Annotated in this window: 19 protein-coding genes; 12 read left to right on the top strand and 7 right to left on the bottom strand. The window is 34.9% G+C overall.

The genetic code is table 11. The annotated features are described in order from the left end of the window. Positions 1 to 3 precede the first annotated feature (3 nt). Both BHU33_RS03425 and BHU33_RS03420 read right to left on the bottom strand, forming a co-directional pair. The gene (locus BHU33_RS03425) at positions 4 to 756 is read right to left on the bottom strand and encodes a cytochrome c oxidase subunit II (protein ID WP_056997726.1); all 753 of its coding nucleotides are present in this window, start codon (positions 754 to 756) and stop codon (positions 4 to 6) included. Positions 757 to 785: 29 nt separating this feature from the next. Then, positions 786 to 1,775 carry an LCP family protein gene (locus BHU33_RS03420; protein WP_054646029.1) on the bottom strand — a complete coding sequence of 330 codons (990 nt, stop codon included), beginning with the start codon at positions 1,773 to 1,775 and terminating at the stop codon, positions 786 to 788. Positions 1,776 to 2,061: 286 nt separating this feature from the next. On the opposite strand from BHU33_RS03420, the gene BHU33_RS03415 reads away from it, so the two are divergent. The 4 genes from BHU33_RS03415 (at position 2,062) to BHU33_RS03400 (ending at position 8,184) form a co-directional block, all read left to right on the top strand. Further along, positions 2,062 to 4,221 (top strand): AAA family ATPase, encoded by a 2,160-nt coding sequence (locus BHU33_RS03415; RefSeq protein WP_054646030.1) that lies wholly within the window; start codon positions 2,062 to 2,064, stop codon positions 4,219 to 4,221. A gap of 220 nt (positions 4,222 to 4,441) precedes the next feature. Next, positions 4,442 to 6,328, top strand: a complete 1,887-nt coding sequence (locus BHU33_RS03410; protein ID WP_054646031.1) for an acyltransferase family protein — start codon at positions 4,442 to 4,444, stop codon at positions 6,326 to 6,328. 15 nt (positions 6,329 to 6,343) lie between these two features. After that, entirely contained in the window at positions 6,344 to 7,030 is a 687-nt protein-coding gene (locus BHU33_RS03405; protein WP_054646032.1) for a VTT domain-containing protein, read from the top strand. A 65-nt stretch (positions 7,031 to 7,095) separates the two neighbouring features. Continuing rightward, positions 7,096 to 8,184 (top strand): baeRF3 domain-containing protein, encoded by a 1,089-nt coding sequence (locus tag BHU33_RS03400; protein WP_054646033.1) that lies wholly within the window; start codon positions 7,096 to 7,098, stop codon positions 8,182 to 8,184. A gap of 111 nt (positions 8,185 to 8,295) precedes the next feature. Here BHU33_RS03400 and BHU33_RS03395 read toward each other — a convergent pair whose 3' ends face one another. Beyond that, positions 8,296 to 8,679 carry an iron-sulfur cluster biosynthesis family protein gene (locus BHU33_RS03395; protein WP_054646034.1) on the bottom strand — a complete coding sequence of 128 codons (384 nt, stop codon included), beginning with the start codon at positions 8,677 to 8,679 and terminating at the stop codon, positions 8,296 to 8,298. A gap of 168 nt (positions 8,680 to 8,847) precedes the next feature. Between BHU33_RS03395 and BHU33_RS03390 the strand changes: the two genes are divergently transcribed. From BHU33_RS03390 to BHU33_RS03380, 3 genes are all read left to right on the top strand, one after another. Further along, positions 8,848 to 9,633, top strand: a complete 786-nt coding sequence (locus BHU33_RS03390) for a glucose 1-dehydrogenase (protein WP_054646091.1) — start codon at positions 8,848 to 8,850, stop codon at positions 9,631 to 9,633. A 153-nt stretch (positions 9,634 to 9,786) separates the two neighbouring features. Then, positions 9,787 to 10,026, top strand: a complete 240-nt coding sequence (gene mazE / locus BHU33_RS03385) for a type II toxin-antitoxin system PemI/MazE family antitoxin (protein WP_054646035.1) — start codon at positions 9,787 to 9,789, stop codon at positions 10,024 to 10,026. Next, the gene (locus BHU33_RS03380; protein ID WP_065866164.1) at positions 10,013 to 10,333 is read left to right on the top strand and encodes a type II toxin-antitoxin system PemK/MazF family toxin; all 321 of its coding nucleotides are present in this window, start codon (positions 10,013 to 10,015) and stop codon (positions 10,331 to 10,333) included. Before mazE ends, BHU33_RS03380 begins: the two co-directional genes overlap by 14 nt. Before the next feature lie 83 nt (positions 10,334 to 10,416). Here BHU33_RS03380 and BHU33_RS03375 read toward each other — a convergent pair whose 3' ends face one another. The 3 genes from BHU33_RS03375 to BHU33_RS03365 form a co-directional block, all read right to left on the bottom strand. Further along, positions 10,417 to 11,829: a glycosyltransferase family protein gene (locus BHU33_RS03375; RefSeq protein WP_162260371.1), complete on the bottom strand. Its 1,413-nt coding sequence runs from the start codon at positions 11,827 to 11,829 to the stop codon at positions 10,417 to 10,419. 213 nt (positions 11,830 to 12,042) lie between these two features. Then, a complete protein-coding gene (locus tag BHU33_RS03370; RefSeq protein WP_056997727.1) occupies positions 12,043 to 12,993 on the bottom strand; it encodes an alpha/beta hydrolase in 951 nt (316 codons plus the stop codon). 63 nt (positions 12,994 to 13,056) lie between these two features. Further along, positions 13,057 to 13,497, bottom strand: a complete 441-nt coding sequence (locus tag BHU33_RS03365) for a hypothetical protein (protein WP_054646038.1) — start codon at positions 13,495 to 13,497, stop codon at positions 13,057 to 13,059. A gap of 93 nt (positions 13,498 to 13,590) precedes the next feature. On the opposite strand from BHU33_RS03365, the gene BHU33_RS03360 reads away from it, so the two are divergent. Beyond that, complete coding sequence (locus BHU33_RS03360; protein ID WP_054646039.1) at positions 13,591 to 15,138, top strand: ClC family H(+)/Cl(-) exchange transporter; 1,548 nt, start codon at positions 13,591 to 13,593, stop codon at positions 15,136 to 15,138. Positions 15,139 to 15,183: 45 nt separating this feature from the next. Here BHU33_RS03360 and hisS read toward each other — a convergent pair whose 3' ends face one another. Then, a complete protein-coding gene (gene hisS, locus BHU33_RS03355) occupies positions 15,184 to 16,371 on the bottom strand; it encodes a histidine--tRNA ligase (RefSeq protein WP_054646040.1) in 1,188 nt (395 codons plus the stop codon). A 281-nt stretch (positions 16,372 to 16,652) separates the two neighbouring features. Here hisS and guaB point away from each other — a divergent pair, with 281 nt between their 5' ends. The 4 genes from guaB to BHU33_RS03335 are packed head-to-tail and all read left to right on the top strand — an operon-like array spanning position 16,653 to position 22,056. Continuing rightward, the gene (gene guaB / locus BHU33_RS03350; protein ID WP_056997728.1) at positions 16,653 to 17,789 is read left to right on the top strand and encodes an IMP dehydrogenase; all 1,137 of its coding nucleotides are present in this window, start codon (positions 16,653 to 16,655) and stop codon (positions 17,787 to 17,789) included. Between the two features lie 11 nt (positions 17,790 to 17,800). Further along, complete coding sequence (gene guaA, locus BHU33_RS03345; RefSeq protein ID WP_056997729.1) at positions 17,801 to 19,354, top strand: glutamine-hydrolyzing GMP synthase; 1,554 nt, start codon at positions 17,801 to 17,803, stop codon at positions 19,352 to 19,354. A 34-nt stretch (positions 19,355 to 19,388) separates the two neighbouring features. Further along, the gene (locus tag BHU33_RS03340; protein ID WP_054646041.1) at positions 19,389 to 21,140 is read left to right on the top strand and encodes an AIPR family protein; all 1,752 of its coding nucleotides are present in this window, start codon (positions 19,389 to 19,391) and stop codon (positions 21,138 to 21,140) included. A gap of 22 nt (positions 21,141 to 21,162) precedes the next feature. After that, positions 21,163 to 22,056 (top strand): DNA adenine methylase, encoded by an 894-nt coding sequence (locus BHU33_RS03335; protein WP_054646042.1) that lies wholly within the window; start codon positions 21,163 to 21,165, stop codon positions 22,054 to 22,056. Positions 22,057 to 22,345: the final 289 nt, after the last annotated feature.

Below are 22,345 nucleotides of genomic sequence, written 5' to 3'. Positions count from 1 at the left end.
ATTTTAATATCCTAACCCACTTGAATAAGTTGCATTTTGTGCTTTAGCTCGATTTAATTTTAAATTTTTGTTTGAATTTTTTTTAGTATGTGAATCAGCTTTAATTTTGATGACTTCTCCATTTACTTTAGCTTGATTTAACATACTAATAACATGTGAAGCATGTTCATCGTTACCATATTCATCATGATTTTTATATAGCCATTCATATGGATGTACGTTAATTTTCACATTATCCCCAACGGTCAAGCTTAAAAACTGCTTATTACTAATACTTGTTCCCGCATAAGAAGAGATTAGTGGTGTGTCAGGGGTTACAGGAATGTTGTTTACTCTAGCAACAATTGGATTATCATCTTTACGATCTTTAGTTGTTATCCCAACTTTACCAGTACTGTTATTTACCCAAACAACTTTACCAGTAGCTACCTTTTTCTCTGTTTTACTAGGAACAATAGTATCTGGAGCAGAAGCATGAGAAAGTGCCATTCTTGTTCCAAACAAAACAAGCAAAATGATAACTGGAATTACTGCCAACCAAATTTCAGTTTTCCCATTTCTTTTTTTGGAATGCTTACCCTTTTGTTCGTTATGATCATTAGGGCGTGATAAAACAGGTCCATCATTTTTATAATCATAAACAAAAAACAATGTAACACCAATTATAATTACCAACGCAACAACAATCATAAACAATTTACTATTAAATAAATTACCCATCTTAAATAACAAATAATTAAGTTTCGTATATTCCAATTTTCAAAACTCCTTTTTCAATGTGTCGTCTAATGTAATGCAATGCTTCCTGTTTCTTTATAAGGGAGATCTAGACTAGTTCTAATATTATTAGTTGTCTTTTGTAATTCTGATTTTGGTGTAACTTCCATACTTTGTCCATCAATCATTTCGCCTTGTTGACCTTGTAAGTAAGTATTTTCCATGTTTTTACGAGCGCCAAGATAATGTTCGGCAATTGATGTCAAATCAGAAAAATTCATATCAGTTTGAGTTGATTTAGAAATTGAATCAATAAAGCCTTTATTTAATAATGAAGAAACTGATCCACTCTTTTGGACAACTGCTTCTAACAACTGACGCTGACGTTGTTCACGACCAAAATCACCACGAGGATCGCTGTATCTCATTCGGGAATATGCCAAGGACTTTTTACCATTCATTTGTGTTGATTTGCCTTTTTCAAAATGGTAGCCCTCATAATCAAACGTTAATTCTGGTTTAATTGTTACTCCGCCAACTTGGTTAACAATCTGTTCTAAACCATGCATATTAATAACTGCGTAGTAATCAATTGGAATATTCAACATTTGTTGAACGGTTTCAATTGACGTCTTAGCGCTACCATATGCGTAGGCAGCATTGATTTTTGCTGGAGAATCACTAGCATAACCAGGAATATTAACAGCTGTATCTCGAGGGATACTAGTAACCAACGTTTTATTAGTCCGAGGGTTAATAGTAACGACCATCATTGTATCGGTACGACCTTTATAATCACGACCTAATTCACCTGTATCAGTTCCCATTAACAAGATTGAGATTGGTTTTTTATCTTTTAGAAGTTTTGCTGTATCTCTTTCTTTATGTATACCGGCACTTTTATAAGACTTGTCAACAGCGTTTTTTATCGACATATATTTATATGAACCAAAACCAACGGCAGCCAACAAGATAAGTAAAATCACTACAATAATACTATTGCGGGTTTTATGTGACTTTTTTTCAGGTTCGTCTTTTTGCATACGACTTTCGTCCATCTTTATTCCCCTTTTTATTTTGTTTATAATTCAATCAACCACAATAATACCAGTTTATCAAAAGAAAAGTTATTTTTAAACTTTTTTTAAGAAAGACATAATAAATGAAATGAAAAATTATAGTTAAAGTTAAGCAATTAATTCAAAAATTTATTTAATTTTGACTATTTTTAACCTTTTTTGTATTTTTTGAGCAAAATACTGTAATAATTCTTAATAAATGTTTATAATGTAAGCAAAAGTTAGGAACAACTTTGCCTCTATTTTATAGAAAGAAGGATTATTTATGGCAAACAATGGTTTTGGAAACGACCCATTCGGCGGAAGCGGAATGGATGACATTTTCGGTAGTTTATTTGGCAACATGGGAAATGGAGACGCAAATGCACGTTACATGGTTAACGGACATGAGTTAACTCCTGAACAAGTTGCTGAAATGAGAAGAACAGGACAAATTCCTGGCCAACAAGGCAGTCATAATGCTGCTGGTGGCGCACAAAATGGTCAACAACAGCAACAAGCTGAAAGTTATTTAGACAAAGTTGGTCGTAATTTAACTGATGAAGCTAAGCAAGGTTTTCTTGATCCAGTTATCGGCCGTGATAAAGAAATCCAAGAAACAGCAGAAATCTTGAGTCGCCGTATCAAAAACAATCCTATCTTAGTTGGTGACGCTGGTGTTGGTAAAACAGCCATCGTTGAAGGCTTAGCACAAAAGATTGTCAATGGTGACGTTCCTGCAACTATTAAAGACAAACAAATTATTTCAATTGATTTATCTTCTCTTGAAGCCGGTACTCAATACCGTGGTTCATATGAAAAGAATATTCAAAAATTAGTTAAAGAAGTTGAAGAACGTAAAAACGTTATTATCTTCTTTGATGAAATTCATCAAATCGTTGGTGCCGGTGCTTCTGGTGACGAAACTGGTGGAAAAGGTTTATCAGATATCTTGAAACCTGCTCTTTCACGTGGTGAAATCTCAATCATTGGTGCTACTACTCAAGATGAATACCGTAACACTATTATGAAAGATGCTGCTTTAGCACGTCGTTTCAATGATGTTACTGTAAATGCTCCAAGTAAAGAAACTACTTTGAAGATTTTACAAGGGATTCGTGGCGCTTACGAAAAACATCACCAAGTTAAATTACCTGACGATGTTTTAAAAGCAGCTGTTGAATATTCAGATCAATACATTCCACAAAGATCATTACCTGATAAGGCTATTGACCTTGTAGATATGACTGCTGCTCATTTAGCTGCTAAACACCCTGTTACTGACAAGGTTAGTCTTGAAAAAGACCTTAAAGCTGCTAAAGCTCAAAAAGCTGCAAATGCTAAAGCTGAAAAATTCGAAGAAGCTGCTAAAGATAAAGCTAAGATTGCTGAAATCGAAAAGAAACTTAACAACCAATCAGACAAATCTGAAGAACCAGTTGCTAAGCCTGAAGACATCGCAGAATCAGTTGAACGTTTAACTGGTATTCCAGTTGCTAAGATGAGTACTAACGATATGGAAAGATTGAAAGGCATGGGTTCACGTCTTAAATCACATATCATTGGTCAAGACGAAGCTGTTGACGCTGTTGTTGATGCCATTCGTCGTAACCGTGCCGGATTTGACGAAGGTAACCGTCCTATCGGTTCATTCTTATTCGTTGGACCTACTGGTGTTGGTAAAACTGAATTAGTTAAACAATTAGCTAAAGACATGTTTAACGATGAAGATTCAATCATCAGACTTGATATGTCAGAATACCAAGATGAAACTGCTGTTTCTAAGATGATCGGTGCTACTGCCGGATATGTTGGTTACAACGATAACGGTAACACCTTAACTGAACGTGTAAGAAGAAATCCTTACTCAATCGTATTACTTGATGAAATTGAAAAAGCTAATCCACAAGTGGTTACTTTATTACTTCAAGTTATGGATGATGGTCGTTTGACTGATGGACAAGGTAACGTGGTTAACTTTAAGAACACTATTATCATTGCTACTTCAAATGCCGGATTCGGTGACAACCAAATGACTAAGAACCAAAAAGAAGATATGAAGATTATGGACCGTTTGGCACCATTCTTCAGACCTGAATTTTTGAACCGTTTCAATGCAATTGTTGAATTTACTCACTTGACTAAGGAAGACTTAAGCGAGATTGTTGATTTGATGATTCAAAACTTGAACTATACCTTAGCTAGAAAAGACATGACTATTACCATTCCCCAAGATGTTAAAGACTGGTTGATGGAACAAGGTTATGACGAAGCAATGGGTGCTCGTCCACTCCGTCGTGTAATTGAACAACAATTACGTGACAAGATTGCTATGTACTACTTAGATCACCAAGATGTTAAAAATCTTAAGGCTGTTCTTAAGGACGGTACAATTGTAATTGAAGAAAACAAAGATAAGGCTGCTGATAAAAAAGCTGCTAAATAATTCAATTTAAATTAATAGAACTCATCCGCTTTGGATGGGTTCTATTTTTTGTTTATTAAAATTTTTTACTTGGATTTTAAATGAATCTAATGAATTATTTTTAAATTGCAGGATTAAAATTTAATTCTGCAATTTTTTATTGCTTTCGGTTGTATCACAGCCCTTTTCAGTTGTACTATTAAGACTGGTAAAAAATTTAAAAAACTAAGAGGGAACGATTATGGTTAGTCAGCCAACAAAGCATCGATTCATTACCGGATTCACAGGTCTTAGAGCCTTAGCAGTCATTTGTGTAATTCTCTATCACTTTAATCCTAACCTTTTTAGCGGGGGCTATTTAGGAGTTCCAGTTTTCCTGACTCTTTCAGGATATTTAGTTACTGATCATTTAATTAGTGAATATAGTGCCACTGGAAATTTTTCCTATGGTCACTTTTGGTATAAACGTTTAAAACGTCTTTACCCAACGCTGATTGTGATGTTATTTGTAACTGCAGCATATATCACGTTATTTCAACGCAATTTATTGGCTAATTTATGGCAAAGTGTCGTTACTAACCTTACATATGTTTATAACTGGTACGAAATTGCCAACGGTCAATCATATTTTCAAAACTTTGCTGGCTCCATGTCACCCTTTACACATTTATGGACATTGGCAATTGAAGGTCAATTTTACCTCATTTGGCCATTAATCACAGTATTATTATTGAGTATCTTTAACAAACGAAAACATGGATCCCTAAATAAGCGCAGTGTTTTTTACGTTGCTATTGGACTTTCGCTGCTTTCAGTGATTTTGATGGCAGTTCTTTTCAAACCAGGTGCTGATCCTAGTCGTGTTTACTATGGAACAGATACTCGAATGTTTTCTATTTTACTTGGAGCTGCTTTAGCTGTTATTTGGCCAAGTAATCGTGTTATCAAACGTCCCAACCAAAACCAGACACGTTTTTTTGATATCACTGGTTTGTTGGGAATGATTGGAATGCTAGTGATTGTCTTCACTGTTGGGGCTCAATCAACCTTTCTCTACCATGGCGGTATGTTTTTATTTTCCTGTTTTACAGTCTTAGCCATGTGGGCCATCGTTTCTAATGCTAGTCATTGGAATAACCTTATGACCAACCCTGTGTTTGATTGGATCGGTTCACGTAGTTACGAAATCTATGTTTATCAATTACCTGTTTTTGTCTTTTTCGGCGATAAATTCAAAGATGTAGCTGATCATCAACTTTTATACGGAATCATTGAAATCATTTTGATTGTAGTCATTTCAGAACTTTCTTATCGTTTTGTCGGTAATCCTTTTGCCAAGTATAATTACAAATCGATTTTTTCAAAGATATTATCTCTTCTTTCAAAGATTCGACTTCGTGGTATCATCTTTGGTTTAATCATGTTACTTGGAACTTTAGGTATTTTCCAGTCTACTATTATTAATCCCAAGCAGGCTAACCATACTAAATTAGCTAATCATATTCAGGAAAATGCCAAAGAAGCTAAAAGCTATAACAAAAACTTAGCTAAAAATATTAAAAGCGGCAAAAAGGTCAAACGGTCTGCCAAAGATGAAGCTCAGATTAAAAAAGATGGTCTGTCAGCTGCTCAACTGAAAGAAGCGCAAAACCTTTCTGGAAGCGCAGTGGGTGATTCTGTCATGCTAGCTGGACGTGATGACCTACAAAAGATTTTTCCTCGTCTCTACATTGACGCCCAAGTTTCTCGCCAATCTGCCTCAGCTGTTCCAGAAATCCGTAGTCTTGATAAAAAAGGTCTCCTTGGTAACAATGTCATTATTGGATTAGGAACCAACGGAAACGTTTCTCCTGAGACGGTCAAGCAGATTATGAGTACTGTCGGCTCCAAGCGGCAAGCCTTTTGGATTAATGCCCATGTACCTACGCAGCCATGGCAAAATCAAGTTAATGACACCCTTAACAAGGCTGCTGGAAAATACAAAAATCTCCACATAATTGATTGGAACGGCTATGTTGAAAAGCATCCTGAATGGCTTTACTCTGATCAAGCTCACCATAACACTGAAGGAGCACCAAAATACGCTTCATTTATTGCGCAAAATGTTTTAAAGAACGCTAATAAATAATTAAGGATTGTATTCATGAATTTTATTAAAACTCATCGCATTACTATTTTCAAAATTGCAGCTGCCTTAATTGGAGTCCTACTGCTTTACATTCTTTTTAAGGATTACCAGCCACAAATTGAGATGTTGTTTAATCCTAAAGAACGACCTGCTGCTATCCATGCCATTAGAAGCCAAGGTTTAGTCGATGTAGTACTTTTAATGTTGTTACTGTACATTGGTACCTCAGTACCAGGAATCCCTGTCATGCCGATTGCTGTCCTTTCAGGACTTTGTTTTGGCGTTTTCTGGGGAACCTTAATCAACGTGATTTCAATTGGAGCGGGAAACATTGCTTCGATTAAGCTCATTTCTTTCTTTAAAAAAGATGCTGAAAAAAAGTATAAAAACAATAAATACAGCAGACATCTTAAAAGAATTAAGAATCCCCTGACTCAATTGCTCGTTGGTTATTCTATCCCCATGATTCCTTCCTATCTAGTCAGTCTGGAAGCCGCTGCTGAAGAAAAGAAGTATAGTCCCAAAATCGTAATGCTAACTGCCGTCTTAGGTACTTTCCCAGTAGCATTAATCTATGCCTTAGGTGGAAATACCATCTTAAAAGGTAGCCTATTGCAAGTGATTATTTTATTAATCATCATTGTTTTATTCTTATTCGCCGCAAATTGGTTGCTAAAAATGCTAGTTACAGATAAAATATAACGTGTTAATTTACTCGTAAAATGTTAAAATATAAGTAGTACTCAATAAAACGGAGGTTTTTTTACATGTCTAAACATGATCAAAAAGGTCAAATTAAAGACTTACTTGACTTGGAAGCCGAAAACGGCCCAGTCGTAACTATTACTATTCCATTGAATCCTAAACTAGATGATACTAGATTAGATAAAATCCAAACTGACAGTTTAATTGATTCAGCTAAGGATGCATTCCAAAAAATCTACAAACCAGATCTTTGGAACGCTTACGAATTTCACATTAAGAACTACTTGAAGACTTTAAAACCTAACGCTTCAATCGCTAAAGGTGTAGTTCTTTATGTAACTAACGACTCATTAAAAGCCGTTAAATTAAATTATGCTCCAGAACCAGCATTCTCATTCAGCGACAAACTTCAAATTTTCCCAATCGTAAAACAATTAGAGTTTGTTCCCGACTTTGATATGTTGTTCTTGCAACGTGATTCATACAAGTTAGACAACGTTAAAGATCTTGACGTTACTCAACCTGATAATGATACCCAAGATCCATTTGATAGCGACAAGACTGAAACAGAAACTATCAAAAACCCTAAGACTAACGATGCCGAATGGGATACACACAAATACTTCGAAATGGTTGATAAGTACGTACAAAAACGTTACTCAGACAAAGACCATAACCCATTAGTACTTGTTGCTAACGCCGAAGATGAAGGTCGTTTCAAAAAAGCTTCGCATAACCCTTACCTCGTTACTGATAAATCTGTTGAAATTGACGGTGCTGTTAAAAACGCTGGTGAAAATGCCCAAGATATTGCTCAAACTATTCATGACCAATTCGTTGCTGATGGTAAAAAAGCTATCAAAGGCGAATATGATAAAGCCGATGGAGCTAAGAAAGCTACTGACGACTTCGATACTATCATGAAAGCTGCTGAAGAAGATCGTATTGCTAACTTGATTATTCAAGATGACGCTTACGTTGAAAGCAAAGACAACGGTGAAACTGTTGAAGTTAACACCGAAGGATCACGTCCTGCTAACGAACTTAATACTTTAGCACTTACTGTATTAGGTCTTGATGGTGACGTTACTATGCTTCCTGCTTCTGACATGCCAACTGACAAAAAAGTTGCTGCTATCTTAAGATGGTAATCTAAAAAAGAACTCACTATGGTGGGTTCTTTTTTTATGAAATAAATAAAAATTTAACTCAAAAAGAGTACGTAAACGAAATGTTTACGTACTCTTTTCATTAATATTTAATTAGCAACCAATAACGCCATCCATGCCATTATCTTCAACGCCTTTAGTAGCGTCGTTGGTAGTCATTTGACCATCCATTAGTTCACCATCATTTTTCAATTGTAACCAGTTATTCTTAAAATCAATCTTCATTCCCTTATCAAAGAATGATTCATCATTTTTACTCGTATAGAAAGGAACATCCTGATTATTTTCCATTTTAATGTCGTAAGGTGCAGCTAATTTATTAACCCCTACTACTTGGAAAGTATCGCCAACGGTACATGATCCGCCACCTTTAGAGTATTGGTTTGAACCATCATCAGTAGCTAATAAATAATATTTAGCGTTTGGTAATCTCTTTTTAATATAGTCCATTGCTGGATCTGTAATTGTTAGTTCCATGATTTATTCCTCCTCATATATAACTTACAGACTTATCATAACATGCCCTTTTTTATAATGCAATAATATTGTACACAACTTAAACAGACATTATCCTATTGTATAATTTATGATTATGTTATTCTTATAGTGCAATGTAAATGATAAGAAAGAGGTAATATTATGGTTATGTACAAAGATCTTGAAGGAAAAACTGCCGTAATCACTGGTGGTGATTCTGGTATTGGAGCTGCTATCGCAGCGCGTTTAGGTGAAGAACACATGAACGTTGTTATTAATTATCACAAAAATGTCGATTCTGCTAATGAAACAAAAGCCATTGTTGAAAAAAATGGTGGAAAAGCTGTTATTGAACAAGGAGATATTAGTGACGAAGCTAGCGCTAATAGATTGGTTCAAACTGCTGTTGATTCATTTGGCGGTTTAGATGTCTTCTACAACAATGCTGGTTTAGAAAAGAAATGTCCTACTGATCAAGTAACTTTAGATCAATGGAATGCTGTTATTTCAGTTAATTTAACTGGTACTTTTCTAGGTACTAAAGCTGCCTTAGATTACTGGATTGCTAACAATAAAAAAGGTGTAATTGTTAATACTTCTTCAGTTCACCAACAAATTCCATGGCCTACTTTTGCAAGTTATGCATCAAGTAAAGGTGGCGTTAAGCTATTCTCTGAAACCACTGCAATGGAATACGCTAAGAAGAACATCCGGATTAACCAAATTTGTCCAGGTGCCATTAACACTCCTATCAATGCTAAGAAATTTTCTGATCCAAAGACTTACGAAGAAACTGTTTCAATGGTTCCAATGGGTCGGATTGGTAAACCTTCTGAAGTAGCTGCCGGTGCTGCTTGGTTAGCATCTGATCAAGCAAGTTATGTTACTGGAATCTCACTTTACATTGATGGTGGAATGACTCTTTACCCTTCATTCCAAAACGGTAATGGTTAAACTTTAAAATTATAATTGAAAAGACTTCAATCAGTTTGAATTAACTGCTTGAAGTCTTTTTTATTTTTATTGAGAATATTAATGCTTAAATTTGCAATATTTGTAATTACATATATAATTACTATAAAACAAAAAATTTATGAGGTGATATTAATGGTGGTTAAAACTCGAAAGCAAGGTAATTCAATAATGATAACTATTCCATCTAGTTTAGGAATTAAAGAAAATATGGAATATACACCTGAAGTAAGTAAAGATGGGGTTATTTCTTTTAAACCAGCTCATCAAAATATTTATGAAAATTGTAATCCATCTGAAATTCAAAACGAAAGACAAAAGTTAAGTCTTAATGATAATTTTCATACTGTAGGAAAAGAAAATGTCTGGGATTAATAGACCAAAACAAGGTGACATCATTTTTATAGATGCAGAACCTCATTCTGGACATGAATATGGCGGTCACAATGAAATTAACAAAAATATTAGAAGACCATTTCTAGTACTTAGTGGAAATTACTATAATTTAGGAACTGGAATGATAGCAGGATTCCCAATAACTCACAAAGAACCAAAATTTTCTCCATCAATAAAAATTAATACGCCTAAAATAAAAGGATATGCCGTCGCTCAAATTCTAGGTTACGATTTTTTTGCACGAAATGGGACAATAAGCGAAACATTAGATAAAAAAAGCTCTTAAAGAAGCTAAAATAGCTTTATCTGATTTATTTGAATAAAAAAAGTTATCTCAATTAAATTTTAATTAAGATAACTTTTTTAGTTTTATTGAGAACTAAACACCATCTTCAGTTGCTTTAATTTTTCCTTAGCTGCAGCAAACGTTAAAGCATTCAGCATTAGCATTAAAGGTAAAAACTGAATCAAATAACGACTTCGACCACCTTCAAATAATAATAGGAATAATAATCCACCCATGATTGCTAACCGAAAAATTTGCGTATATTTATCAACCATTGCAAAACCAAGTCCTAACAATAAGATATTCATAATCCAAAAAATCTGTGCTAAAAATTGATAATCGTGAAAATGAGTTCCTTGTTCATAAAAAATACTTTGAAGTTTAGTTTTAGCGGGTTTAACAATGTAGGGTTCATCACCGTGATACCAGCCAAACGTTCCATCTGAAGTATTAGCGTAATTCTTATTAATAAAAAACTGTATAAAGCCAATTATTCCGTACTCTTTAAATCGTTGCTGAATAATTTTTTGCGAATAGTCGGATCGTTCTTTATTGGTTTTCATCGCCTGTGTTTTAGCAACCTGTTCAGCATTCCAGCCGCCTCGATCAGAAACCCCCATCGCCATAAAATGCGTAGCGGGCTCACCCTGGTCTTTAGTCACATTAACTAATTTGTCATGATACTCAAAATGCTTAAAACTACTAACTCCACCGAAAAAGATGATTCCAAACAATCCCGCCGCTATGACGTAGTTCATTACTTTTTTTCGTGTCATTGCAACAGCAGAAAAATTAAACAACATCCATAACAACACAGCTAGTATAAAAATGATGGAAGACGGCTTCATGAGATACGTTGATAATGCTCCAATTGCACAAACCACCACTCCATAATATTTTAAAAAAGTATTTTTACCTTTTTCAGCAATCACAAAGCCCAAAATCATCAATGAAACAAACGGCAGTACCATCACATCAGAATATGGCACGATTACTTGAACCAATAACAACATCAATATATCTTGTAAAATTAATAATGGCAGCAAAGCTCGATGATTAAGTACATAAATACTCACTGCATTTAACCCCAATGACAAGTCTAAACACACTAGGTTAAGCAAATTAACGTTGATCCAACTCGGACTTAAATTAAATAAATTTAAAATTGTATGTTGAAAATAGAATAAGAAAAAATTATTTGGATTAAGCGACAAATATCCACTGGCAACTTTATGATTCACTAAAGATTGATGAATTGTTCCAACATCAAATCCAATTGGCGCGGATATGTTAAATACCAGCATAAATTGCCAAATAATGGCTGTAATAGTTAATAAACTTACTAGCCAGAAGCGATAACGTACCACCCAATGTTTCAATGGTGTTTTAAAAATCACTAAATACATAATGATTCCAGTAATCACCAACTTCAAGATTAGTGGAGTTAATCCCCATGGATTCAAATTTTGATCATTCAAAGCCCCCAATAATATCAAAGGCATCCACCCGGTAAAAAGTATGATAATCGTCTTATTAAACCATTTGGTCAAAAATGTTAAACCATTGTGCTTCATAGCAAATACTCCAATCCCAGATTAAGTCTCTCTAAAAATATCCTTATTATTTTATTAACCCATTTTTGACTAAATTTTACAATATTATTTTGAATTTAAACTAAAAAATCCACCACTTTACGTGATGGATTTATTTTAATTAAAATATTTACTAGCAAAAGCAGCTGTTTTTTCTTGATATTGTTCAGGTTCAACATGTTTAGAATGAGCATGCGAAGCCCCTTTGACAATACACAGCTGTTTTTCTTTTCCATGATTATTCCGATAATTCTCATAGGCAAATTTCGTTGGAACAAAGGTATCAGCATCCCCATGAATAATAAACAATGGAATCTCGTTATGTTTCAAGGTCTGCTTCGTATCCCCATCTTCAAAGTTATAACCAGCTAACACTTTGGAATAAACCGTCGCAATTGGCAAAATTGGATTAGCAGGCAGATGGAATAAGTTTTTTAACTCATATTTTAATTCTTCATAAATACTCGAATAACCACAATCAGCAATTGCCCACTTCACATTATGGGGTGCTTTTGGCAATGTAAACATGACAGCGGAAGCACCCATACTAATCCCATACATTCCAATCTCGGAATGTGGATTATATTCATTAATCTGATGCATCCAGTTCGTCAAATCAGTTCGATCCTTCCAACCGTAACCGATGTACTTACCGCCACTTTGACCAAAGGCCCGATTATCAGGAGCCAGCACATTGTAACCATCTTTATGAAGCATCCGAATATAAGTACTCATGCGTTGCGCAGATCCCCCATAACCATGCACTACCAAAACCGTTTTATTCGTTGGCTCCTTGGCAGGGATATAGTGAGCTTTTAGCGTCAAGCCGTCCTTAGTCTTCTGTGTCCAGGTTTGCGATGGCGTATTATCATACCACTCAGTATTAACATTTGTTCCCAGCTGCGTGCTGAAACCACCACGTTCAAACGCGTAGTTAAATAATAAGTACATGACAAAGCCGCCGACAATGATTAAAATCACCAGCAGGCTTAAAATCACTCTCGTCCAGACTCGTTTTTCTTTTTGTTTTTTCTGTTTTGTTTTTTGTTCCGTTCGCTTCTTTTTCATTATCATCATCTCAAATCGAATAAAAAAATGCCCAATTGCTATGGACATCTCAGAAATTATAAATTATTTAGCTTCTTTGTCATCATCAGATTTTACGTCTTCGGCTTTTACGTCAGCAATGATGTTATCTTTGCTTAATTTTTCTTTGATATTGGTCCAAGTTACAAACTGCAACCACATCATCACAGCCATCACAATGTGCAAAATCCAGCCGATGAAGGGGATGAAAGCAATCGCAGCACAAGCAATTCCAACAATATACTTGGTTTTTGCAGTTGATAATTCTGTTGCATACCGATCAGATCCACCAGTGGTTTCTGCCTGACTAACTATCACCAAACCGGCAATATATAATCCAATCAAAGCAATTAAAGGAAACCAAAGTGTTGACACGACAATTACTCCGCCAATGACCGGAATCAGCAAAACTGATTCAATAATAGCTGCAATCAACGTAATTAAGTATAACGTGTTAACCTTCGATAATAAAGCGTTTGAATTCATATATTACTCCTTTTTCGTTGTTATATTTGTATCATTTTACCATAAAATGTGCATTTTTTTGGAAAATGATATAATTAAAACATTAATTTGGAGATGAAAATTGTGAGTAAAAAACTTCCATTTGATTTTACTAATTTAAAATTTGTGGGAATCAGTGCCATTATTGGAACTCTAACGGGGATTGTTATTTCTGCGTTTCGAATTCTAATTGAAAACGGCATTCAATATAGTTTAAATGCCTATCAAGCAGTCTGGCATAATATCAACGTTTTGTGGATCATTATTCCAGTATTTATTTTGATTGCAATAGTTGTAGGATTGCTAATGAAAGGTAACCCCAGCATCCGTGGTTCGGGAATTCCCCAAGTCGAAGCTCAACTAGCCGGAAACTTGGAGATGAACTGGTTTTCCGTGCTATGGCGCAAATTTATTGCTGGCGTCTTAACCGATGGAACTGGAGTTTACATGGGTCGTGAAGGTCCATCGATTCAACTAGGTGGTGCAGTTGGTCAAGGAGTTGCTTATGGACTAAATATGTATGGATCAAAACGCCGACTTCTAATTGCGACAGGGGCAGCTGCTGGTTTGTCTGCAACCTTTAGTGCCCCATTAGCTGGAACTTTCTTTGTAATGGAAGGAATTTATCGCAATTTCCAACCATTAATCTGGCTTTCGTCTTTAACTGGAGCCATCACCGCCAATTTTGTTTCGATCAATGTCTTTGGACTGCAACCTGTCTTGCCCATTTTTTACAGTCACGATTTACAACCATCTAGTTATTGGCAATTAATTCCCTTTGGCATTATTTTAGGAGTCTTGGGATACGTTTATAATGCTGGATTACTAGATTTACCGCTGTGGTTTGCTAAAATCAAATTTATTCCCTGGTATTTTATGTGTATCATTCCTATCATTCTCGTAATTCCAATTGGAATTTTCTTTCCTGATACTATTGGCGGCGGAAGCAAAATCATTATGCTGGCCTCTACGAAAAGTTTTCCGTTGCAAATGCTGATTCTCTTTTTAATCTTACGAATGGTATTCGGGCTAATCTCATATGGAGCCGGCATTCCCGGTGGATTCTTTATGCCGATTTTGGCAGTTGGTGCATTAATTGGAGCAGTCTATGGAGACGTATCCACTAAATTAGGCTTGGTTAATAACGGTCTGCTCAATAACTTCTTGATTTTTGGGATGGCCGGCTACTTTACGGCGGTCAGCAAAGCTCCATTTACTTCGATGATTCTAATTACCGAACTAGTGGGAAACACGCATAATTTTATGTCGTTAGCGATTGTCGTACTAGTTTCTTACCTAGTTGCTGATTCATTAGGCAGTCAGCCAATTTATCAAGCTCTTGCCGAACGCTTAACGAAGGTCAAGCGTTATCTTGATTCAAGAGAGGCAACTGATTTAGTCAAAGTCCCTGTGTTTGAATTCAGTCCAATTGCTCATGAATTTGTCAAAGACGTTGATTGGCCGGGGCATTCTCTTTTAATTACGATTAAACGCGGAAATTTAACTATCATTCCCCAGCCGACGACTAAGATTCATCCTGGCGACATTCTGATTGTGCTGGTTCATAAAAATAATTTTGGTTATATTTATCAACAGTTAAAAGATTTAACTACTCATGAATAAAAAAGCCGTTCATCATTTCGATGAGCGGTTTTTATCTGGAAATTATTATTCAATTACAATCGTATTTTGACTGTTAAGTTTAAAGGCCTCTTTCTTTTGGCTCTTCATACTACGTGGTTGGAAATTAACTTCCACTGAATTGCCTTGATCACGAAGTTCCTCTGCTTTCTTCAAAGCTTGGTCAAAGATAGTGTTAATTTCATCTTCTGATTTACCTTTAGTATCAGTACAAATAAAGTAATCCAGTACATCTTCAGTTTCTTCAGATTGAACCACTGTGGCCAACCGATCTTCCCCAAAGGCAAACCCAACTCCACCCATTTCAGGACCGCCAAATTCTTGTACCATATTATTGTAACGACCACCAGCACAAATAGTGGTATAGTCGTCGCCAAACTCGGGTGCCTTAGCTTGAATTTCAAAGACAGTGTCGGTGTAATAATCCAGTCCACGAACCAAACGGTCATCAATTACATAGTCAACGCCTAAAATATCAAGGGCTTGTAATAAATCGTGGAAATACTTTTTCGAACGATCATTGAGACTATCTTCTAATTTAGGTGCATTAGCCACAATTTTTTGGTCGCCACGATCCTTACTATCTAAAATCCGTAGGGGGTTTTGTTCCAAACGACGTTGTGAATCAGAACTTAACTCATCTTTGAATTGTGCAAAGTATTCTACTAATGTTTCTCGATAAGCATTTCGACTCTCGTCATCACCAAGGGTATTTAATTCAACGCGTAAATCATCAATATCTAAGCCATGGAAAATATCGAGAGCTAATTTGATAACTTCGGCATCAATTTGCGGACTAACTGCTCCGATTGATTCACACCCAATTTGATAAAACTGGCGGTTATGCGTAGCACCTGGACGTTCATAACGAAACATTGGTCCCATGTAGTAAACTTTGACCGGCTTTGGATGTTCTGGTCCAAATAATTTGTTTTCTACAAAAGAACGTACAATTCCGGCAGTTCCTTCTGGACGGAGCGTAATACTTCGATCACCTTTATCTTCAAAGGTATACATTTGTTTCGTTACAATATCTGATGAATCTCCCGATGTGCGACTAAAAACGTCTGTCTTTTCGACCATTGGCGTTCTCATTTCAGCATAGTTATAACGGGCAAATACTTCACGAGCAGTTCCTTCAATCCGTTGCCAAACGCTGGTTGTTCCGGGAAGAATGTCTTCCATTCCTCGTACACTTTTAAATTTTTCGTCCATTTTAAACCCAACTTTCTTATTACTCAATTTACTTAAATTTTACCATTATTAGCAGAGATTGTACCAATTAAATCAAGTTAGTAAATTCACTTAAATTAAGCTGCATTTTTTTGAAATCAGCACTGATTTCCGACCATTAATTTAATTTATTCAGCAATAATTCGGTTACGTACGTTATTTTCTTTTTCTTTCATTAGTGTTCGTTATTAGCGTTGATTTTAACGAAAATATCTGCTAATCTATTATATTAACAACTACAACTTAATAATAGGAGAATTATAATGGATAATTGGGAAAACAAGTTTGGCAAACATCAAGCATTAACCTATGATGATGTACTTTTGGTTCCGGCAGCAAGTGATGTGCTTCCCTACCAAGTCAGCTTAAAAACAAAATTAGGCAATAATCTTCTCTTAAACATTCCGGTCTTAAGTGCCGCAATGGATACTGTCACAGAAGCACCAATGGCTATCGAAATGGCTAAAAACGGCGGACTTGGTGTAGTACATAAAAATATGTCGCCGGAACAACAAGCCGCAGAAGTTGAAAACGTTAAAAATGCCGCTGTTGAAGGCGACTTAGCCGCCGTTGACGAAAATGGTCGCTACCTTGTAGCTGCTGCAGTGGGAATTAATGAAGAAACTTTCATCCGCGCTAAGAGTCTCTTCGATGCTGGTGCAGATGCCATCGTGCTTGACTCTGCTCATGGACATTCTAAAGGCGTCCTTGATAAAATTACTGAAATCAGAGCTAAATTTCCAGATAAAACTTTAATTGCTGGAAATGTGGCTACTGCCGCTGCTACCAAAGATCTTTTTGAAGCTGGCGCAGATGTTGTGAAAGTTGGAATTGGTCCTGGTTCAATTTGTACTACGCGAGTGGTTGCCGGTGTCGGAGTTCCACAAATCACAGCTGCTTTTGACTGTGCTGCAGTTGCCGAACAATACGGCAAACAAATCATCGTTGATGGTGGTTTGCAATACTCTGGTGATATCGCCAAAGCCCTTGCTGCCGGAGGAAATGCTGTAATGCTTGGTAGTATGCTTGCTGGTACTACCGAAGCTCCAGGTAAAATCTTAGAAAGTGCCGATGGCAAACAATTTAAAGTCTATCGTGGCATGGGGTCAATTCCTGCTATGGAAAATGGTTCATCAGATCGTTACTTCCAAGGAAAAGTCAAAGCTGAAAAGAAACTAGTTCCCGAAGGTATCGAAGGAAAAACTGCTTACAAAGGCGACGTTTCCGACATTATCTATCAAATGATGGGTGGTTTACGAGCAGGAATGGGCTACACCGGTTCGCGTACCATTGATGATTTACACAACGCTCAGTTTGTCCGCATTTCTAATGCCGGATTACGCGAATCTCATCCTCATGATGTTCTCATCACTAAGAGCGCACCTAATTATCAAAAATAGGAGGAATACTAATGGCAAAAACCATTCGTGATTATGATTCCGTAGTCGTTTTAGACTTCGGGAGTCAATATAATCAGCTAATCACCCGCCGCATTCGTGAAATGGGTGTTTATTCAGAATTAAAACCACACACTATCACTGCCGCTCAGATTAAAGACATGAACCCGAAAGCCATTATCTTTTCCGGTGGTCCTAATAGTGTTAACGGAGAAAATGCATTAGATGTTGATCCAGAAATTTTTAAACTTGGGATTCCCATTTTAGGAATCTGTTATGGAATGCAATTAATGGCACATGACCTGCCAGGTGGTGAAACTACTACCGCTGACAATAGTGAATATGGTCAGGCTAAAATTGAAATTACTGATAAAAAATCTAAAATTTTCCAGGATTTGAAACCCGACCAAACTGTCTTAATGAGTCATGGTGATTTTGTTACCAAAGTTCCAGATGGCTTTGAAATTACCGCAACCAGCGGTTCATGTCCAATCTCAGCAATGGCTGATCCAGAACGCGGTTTTTATGCTGTTCAATTCCACCCTGAAGTTAACTTAACTGACGAAGGTCGCGAGATGCTCCGCCACTTTGTCTTCGATATTGCGGGTGCTGAAGCCAACTGGTCCATGGAAGACTTTATTAATGATGCAATTGAAACCATTCGTGAAAAAGTAGGCGACAAGCGCGTCTTACTAGGATTATCCGGTGGAGTTGATTCCTCAGTTGTCGCTGTTTTACTGCATCGTGCTATTGGTGATCAATTAGTCTCAGTCTTTGTAGATCATGGTTTGTTGCGAAAAGACGAAGCACAACAAGTTTTGCATTCGCTAGGTGATGACTTTGGTTTAAATATTGATTTTGTTGATGCTGGCAAGTTATTCTTAGGCAAACTAAAAGACGTTACCGATCCTGAAAAGAAACGAAAAATCATTGGTAAAGAATTTATTGATACTTTCTCAGAAGAAGCCCGTAAATTCGATGATGTTGACTTTCTTGCACAAGGAACGCTCTATACTGATGTAATTGAATCAGGAACCGACACTGCCCAAACAATCAAATCGCATCATAACGTTGGCGGATTACCCGACGACTTACAATTTAAACTAATCGAACCTTTAAACAAACTCTTTAAAGACGAAGTTAGAGAACTGGGAGAAAAACTTGGCATGCCTAAAGAACTCGTTTGGCGTCAGCCCTTCCCTGGTCCTGGTTTAGCAATCAGAATTATTGGGGAAGTAACTCCCGAACGTTTACGCATGGTACGTGATTCGGATGCTATCTTGCGTGATGAATTTGCCAAAGCTGGCCTAGATAAAACAATTTGGCAATACTTCACTGCCCTTCCCGGGATTCGCAGTGTTGGAGTCATGGGTGACGAACGAACTTATGACGAAGCCATCACGATTCGTGCCGTAACCTCTGTCGATGGAATGACTGCTGAATATGCAGAAGTTCCTTGGGAAGTTTTAGGTAAGGTTTCCAAACGAATTGTTGATGAAGTCGCTGGAGTTAACCGGGTATTATATGATATTACTGGTAAGCCACCAGCAACGATTGAATACGAATAAACTTTAAAAATAGTGATTATTATTGGAGGTCTTTTTGAATAATAGAATAATTAAAAGCTTAATGAACCAATTTAAAGAAAAAATGGAATTAAAAAATTCTTTGAGTGAAGAGTCATTATTTGAATCATTTTCAACGTATTGTATAATTTCTAAACTAATGGATAATGATTTTAGTTATGATGATATCGATAACATGATAATTGATGGTGGAAACGATGGCGGTATAGATACTGTAGGTTTCCTAATAAATGGTGAATTCATTAATAACAAACAAGAATTAGATGATATTTTAGCTAACAAAAATCAAAAGCTAAATATACTTATGATTTTAATACAATCTAAGATAAGCCCAAAGTTTGAAGGAAGCAAAATGAGAACTTTTGGCGATGGTATATCTGATATTCTAAAAGAAAAACCATCCCTAATTCAAAATAACGAACTTAAAGAAAAATGGGAAATGACAAATGAAATAATAAATAATTTTAGTTCTTCAGTCAATGAATTTAAAGGACGAGCATATTATGTAACTACAGGAAAATGGTTCCAAGAGGATAAAAATTTAAAATCTAAAATTTCTAATATAAAAAGTGAAATCGATAATTTAAATGTTTTTGACAATTTCGAATTTAAACCTATCGACGCATCACAACTAAGAGAATATTTTAAGGAATCTAATTCAAAAGTAAAAAAACAAATAAATTTTGATAAAAAAGTAGTAATACCAGATGTATCAGGTGTTAAAGACGGTTGGCTTGGATTTTTAAATGGTAAAGAATTAATTAAACTAATTGTTGATGATAATGGAGATTTACGTCGATCACTTTTTTACGATAATGTTAGAGACTTCCAAGGAGAAACAAAAACAAACAATGCGATTAAGGAAACAATAAATTCTGATAACCCTGAAGACATGTCTATTTTAAATAATGGAATAACCATTGTTGCAGATAATGCAAAAACTGTTCGAAGTGATTTAGTACTTGAAAACTACCAGATTGTCAATGGTTGTCAAACATCTTACGTTATGTATCAAAATAGAGATAAAATAAATGAAAATTCTAATATATACGTTCCTGTAAAGATTATTGTACCAACTAGTCCATCTATTTCTACAAAAATAACAATTAGTAATAATAGACAAACTGCTGTTAAAGAGGAATCATTACTTGCTTTAACAGAGGTACAAAAAGAGTTAGAGTCATACTTTAATACTTTTAAAGATGATAAAAATAAAAGATTATTTTATGAGCGTAGATCAAATCAATATAATTCCAGTGAAGGCCTTGAAAAGGTGAGAATTGTCCCAATGGCTATTGCCTTACGTTCTTATAGTTCAATGTTCCTAGGAATTCCTCACTATGCAAGTAGATACTATGGAAGACTCTATAAAGACTTTTCTGAAAAAGTCTTTGATATTAAAAATCCTAAAATTGCTTTTTACACATCTTCTTACGCACTTTATAAGTATAATTTTTATATTCGAAATTCAATTTTTGAAAGAAAATATGCAAAATTTAAATATTTTATACTGTTCATGATTAACTTTTATATAACTGGAAATATCAAAAAACCTTCTTCTTCAAAAGAAACCGAACGTGAATGTAATAAGATTAATAAGATTTTATGGGATAATGAAAGATGTAAAAATTTAATGCAAAAAATGATTGATATAATTGATAAAGTAGCTGGAAGTAATATTAATTCTAATGAACTTACATCTAAAAAATACTTTTCCGATGACTTAATTGAAGAAATTAAAAAAGTAAAAGAAAAACAACATAATTAACTTAAAATCAGGGGGTGAAGTTTTGAGTCCATGGAGATCTCCTTTACGATACCCAGGAGGAAAACTAAAATTAGCACCACTTATTGAAGATATTGTTTCTAAATATAATATTAATAACTATGTTGAACCATTTGCAGGTGGAGCAGGAATTGGTATATATTTATTACTAAATAAAAAAGTAAAACATATTACACTAAATGATTTAGATTTGGCAATATATTCATTTTGGATTTCAATTACCAAATATAATAAAAAATTTTTAAAAAAATTTGACAATACAGAAATAAACATAAATGAATGGAAAAAGCAAAAAGATATATTCAATAACCTTGAAAATAAACATAACCTAAATGACTTTGAACTATTAGACTTAGGTTTTTCAACATTTTTTTTAAATAGAACAAATTTTTCAGGCATACTAAGAGGAGCAACACCTGTTGGTGGAATGAAACAAAATGGAAAATGGAAAATTAATTATGAATATAATAAAAGCAGACTGCGTCCTTTAATAGAAGAAATTGGAAAATATTCTAATGAAATTTCTGTTAAAAATATCGATATTATAAGTTCTAAAAAAACCTTTCTAAATTTAATTGAAAATTTCACAGATAAAGAAACATTAATATTTATTGATCCCCCATATGTTAATCAAGGTAAAAGATTGTATTTACCCATTAAATCAATGAAAGAACATGAAATTATAGCAAAAAAAATAAATAAATTAAAAACTAATTGGGTTTTAACATATGATTCTGTTCCTGATTTAATAAATTTATATGATTTTTCAAATAATAAATATATGTATACATTACAATATAAAATGAAAACTCATCGTAAAGCCGTAGAATTTTTAGCATTATCTAATAATATAGATATCTGTGAAACATCGAAAATTAAAATATTAAAAAGATTATAATTGTTATTTTAAAATATGACAGATTGTAAGTTTATTTCGAGCTATTTTTAAATCACCAGCAACGATTGAATATGGATAGTAACTAATAAATACATTCCCTAGAATACAGCGCTTTTAAAGCATTTACATAGGCATTAAGTTAAGTAAATTAGTTTAAGTGGACCTTTATAAGGCAAAAGCAGTTGAATTTTTTTATATTTCAACTGTTTTTTTGTACTATAAATATTTATGTTGATATTATGAAATTTTGTTATACTTTGTACACAATAAGTTATACAAACGTTAAAAA

Source organism: Fructilactobacillus lindneri DSM 20690 = JCM 11027, from assembly GCF_002907375.1.
Classification (GTDB): Bacteria; Bacillota; Bacilli; order Lactobacillales; family Lactobacillaceae; genus Fructilactobacillus; species Fructilactobacillus lindneri.
The sequence above is the reverse complement of the archived record's forward strand: the minus strand, read 5'-3'. Positions and strand labels throughout refer to the sequence as shown.

Excerpts from the sequence above, each read along its gene's own strand:
- BHU33_RS03400 (WP_054646033.1), top strand. The coding sequence starts at position 7,096 with ATGTCTAAACATGATCAAAAAGGTCAAATTAAAGACTTACTTGACTTG.
- guaB (WP_056997728.1), top strand. The coding sequence starts at position 16,653 with ATGGATAATTGGGAAAACAAGTTTGGCAAACATCAAGCATTAACCTAT.
- guaA (WP_056997729.1), top strand. The coding sequence starts at position 17,801 with ATGGCAAAAACCATTCGTGATTATGATTCCGTAGTCGTTTTAGACTTC.
- BHU33_RS03415 (WP_054646030.1), top strand. The coding sequence starts at position 2,062 with ATGGCAAACAATGGTTTTGGAAACGACCCATTCGGCGGAAGCGGAATG.
- mazE (WP_054646035.1), top strand. The coding sequence starts at position 9,787 with ATGGTGGTTAAAACTCGAAAGCAAGGTAATTCAATAATGATAACTATT.
- hisS (WP_054646040.1), bottom strand. The coding sequence starts at position 16,371 with ATGGACGAAAAATTTAAAAGTGTACGAGGAATGGAAGACATTCTTCCC.
- BHU33_RS03405 (WP_054646032.1), top strand. The coding sequence starts at position 6,344 with ATGAATTTTATTAAAACTCATCGCATTACTATTTTCAAAATTGCAGCT.
- BHU33_RS03380 (WP_065866164.1), top strand. The coding sequence starts at position 10,013 with ATGTCTGGGATTAATAGACCAAAACAAGGTGACATCATTTTTATAGAT.
- BHU33_RS03370 (WP_056997727.1), bottom strand. The coding sequence starts at position 12,993 with ATGAAAAAGAAGCGAACGGAACAAAAAACAAAACAGAAAAAACAAAAA.
- BHU33_RS03365 (WP_054646038.1), bottom strand. The coding sequence starts at position 13,497 with ATGAATTCAAACGCTTTATTATCGAAGGTTAACACGTTATACTTAATT.
- BHU33_RS03410 (WP_054646031.1), top strand. The coding sequence starts at position 4,442 with ATGGTTAGTCAGCCAACAAAGCATCGATTCATTACCGGATTCACAGGT.
- BHU33_RS03420 (WP_054646029.1), bottom strand. The coding sequence starts at position 1,775 with ATGGACGAAAGTCGTATGCAAAAAGACGAACCTGAAAAAAAGTCACAT.
- BHU33_RS03395 (WP_054646034.1), bottom strand. The coding sequence starts at position 8,679 with ATGGAACTAACAATTACAGATCCAGCAATGGACTATATTAAAAAGAGA.
- BHU33_RS03360 (WP_054646039.1), top strand. The coding sequence starts at position 13,591 with ATGAAAATTGTGAGTAAAAAACTTCCATTTGATTTTACTAATTTAAAA.
- BHU33_RS03390 (WP_054646091.1), top strand. The coding sequence starts at position 8,848 with ATGTACAAAGATCTTGAAGGAAAAACTGCCGTAATCACTGGTGGTGAT.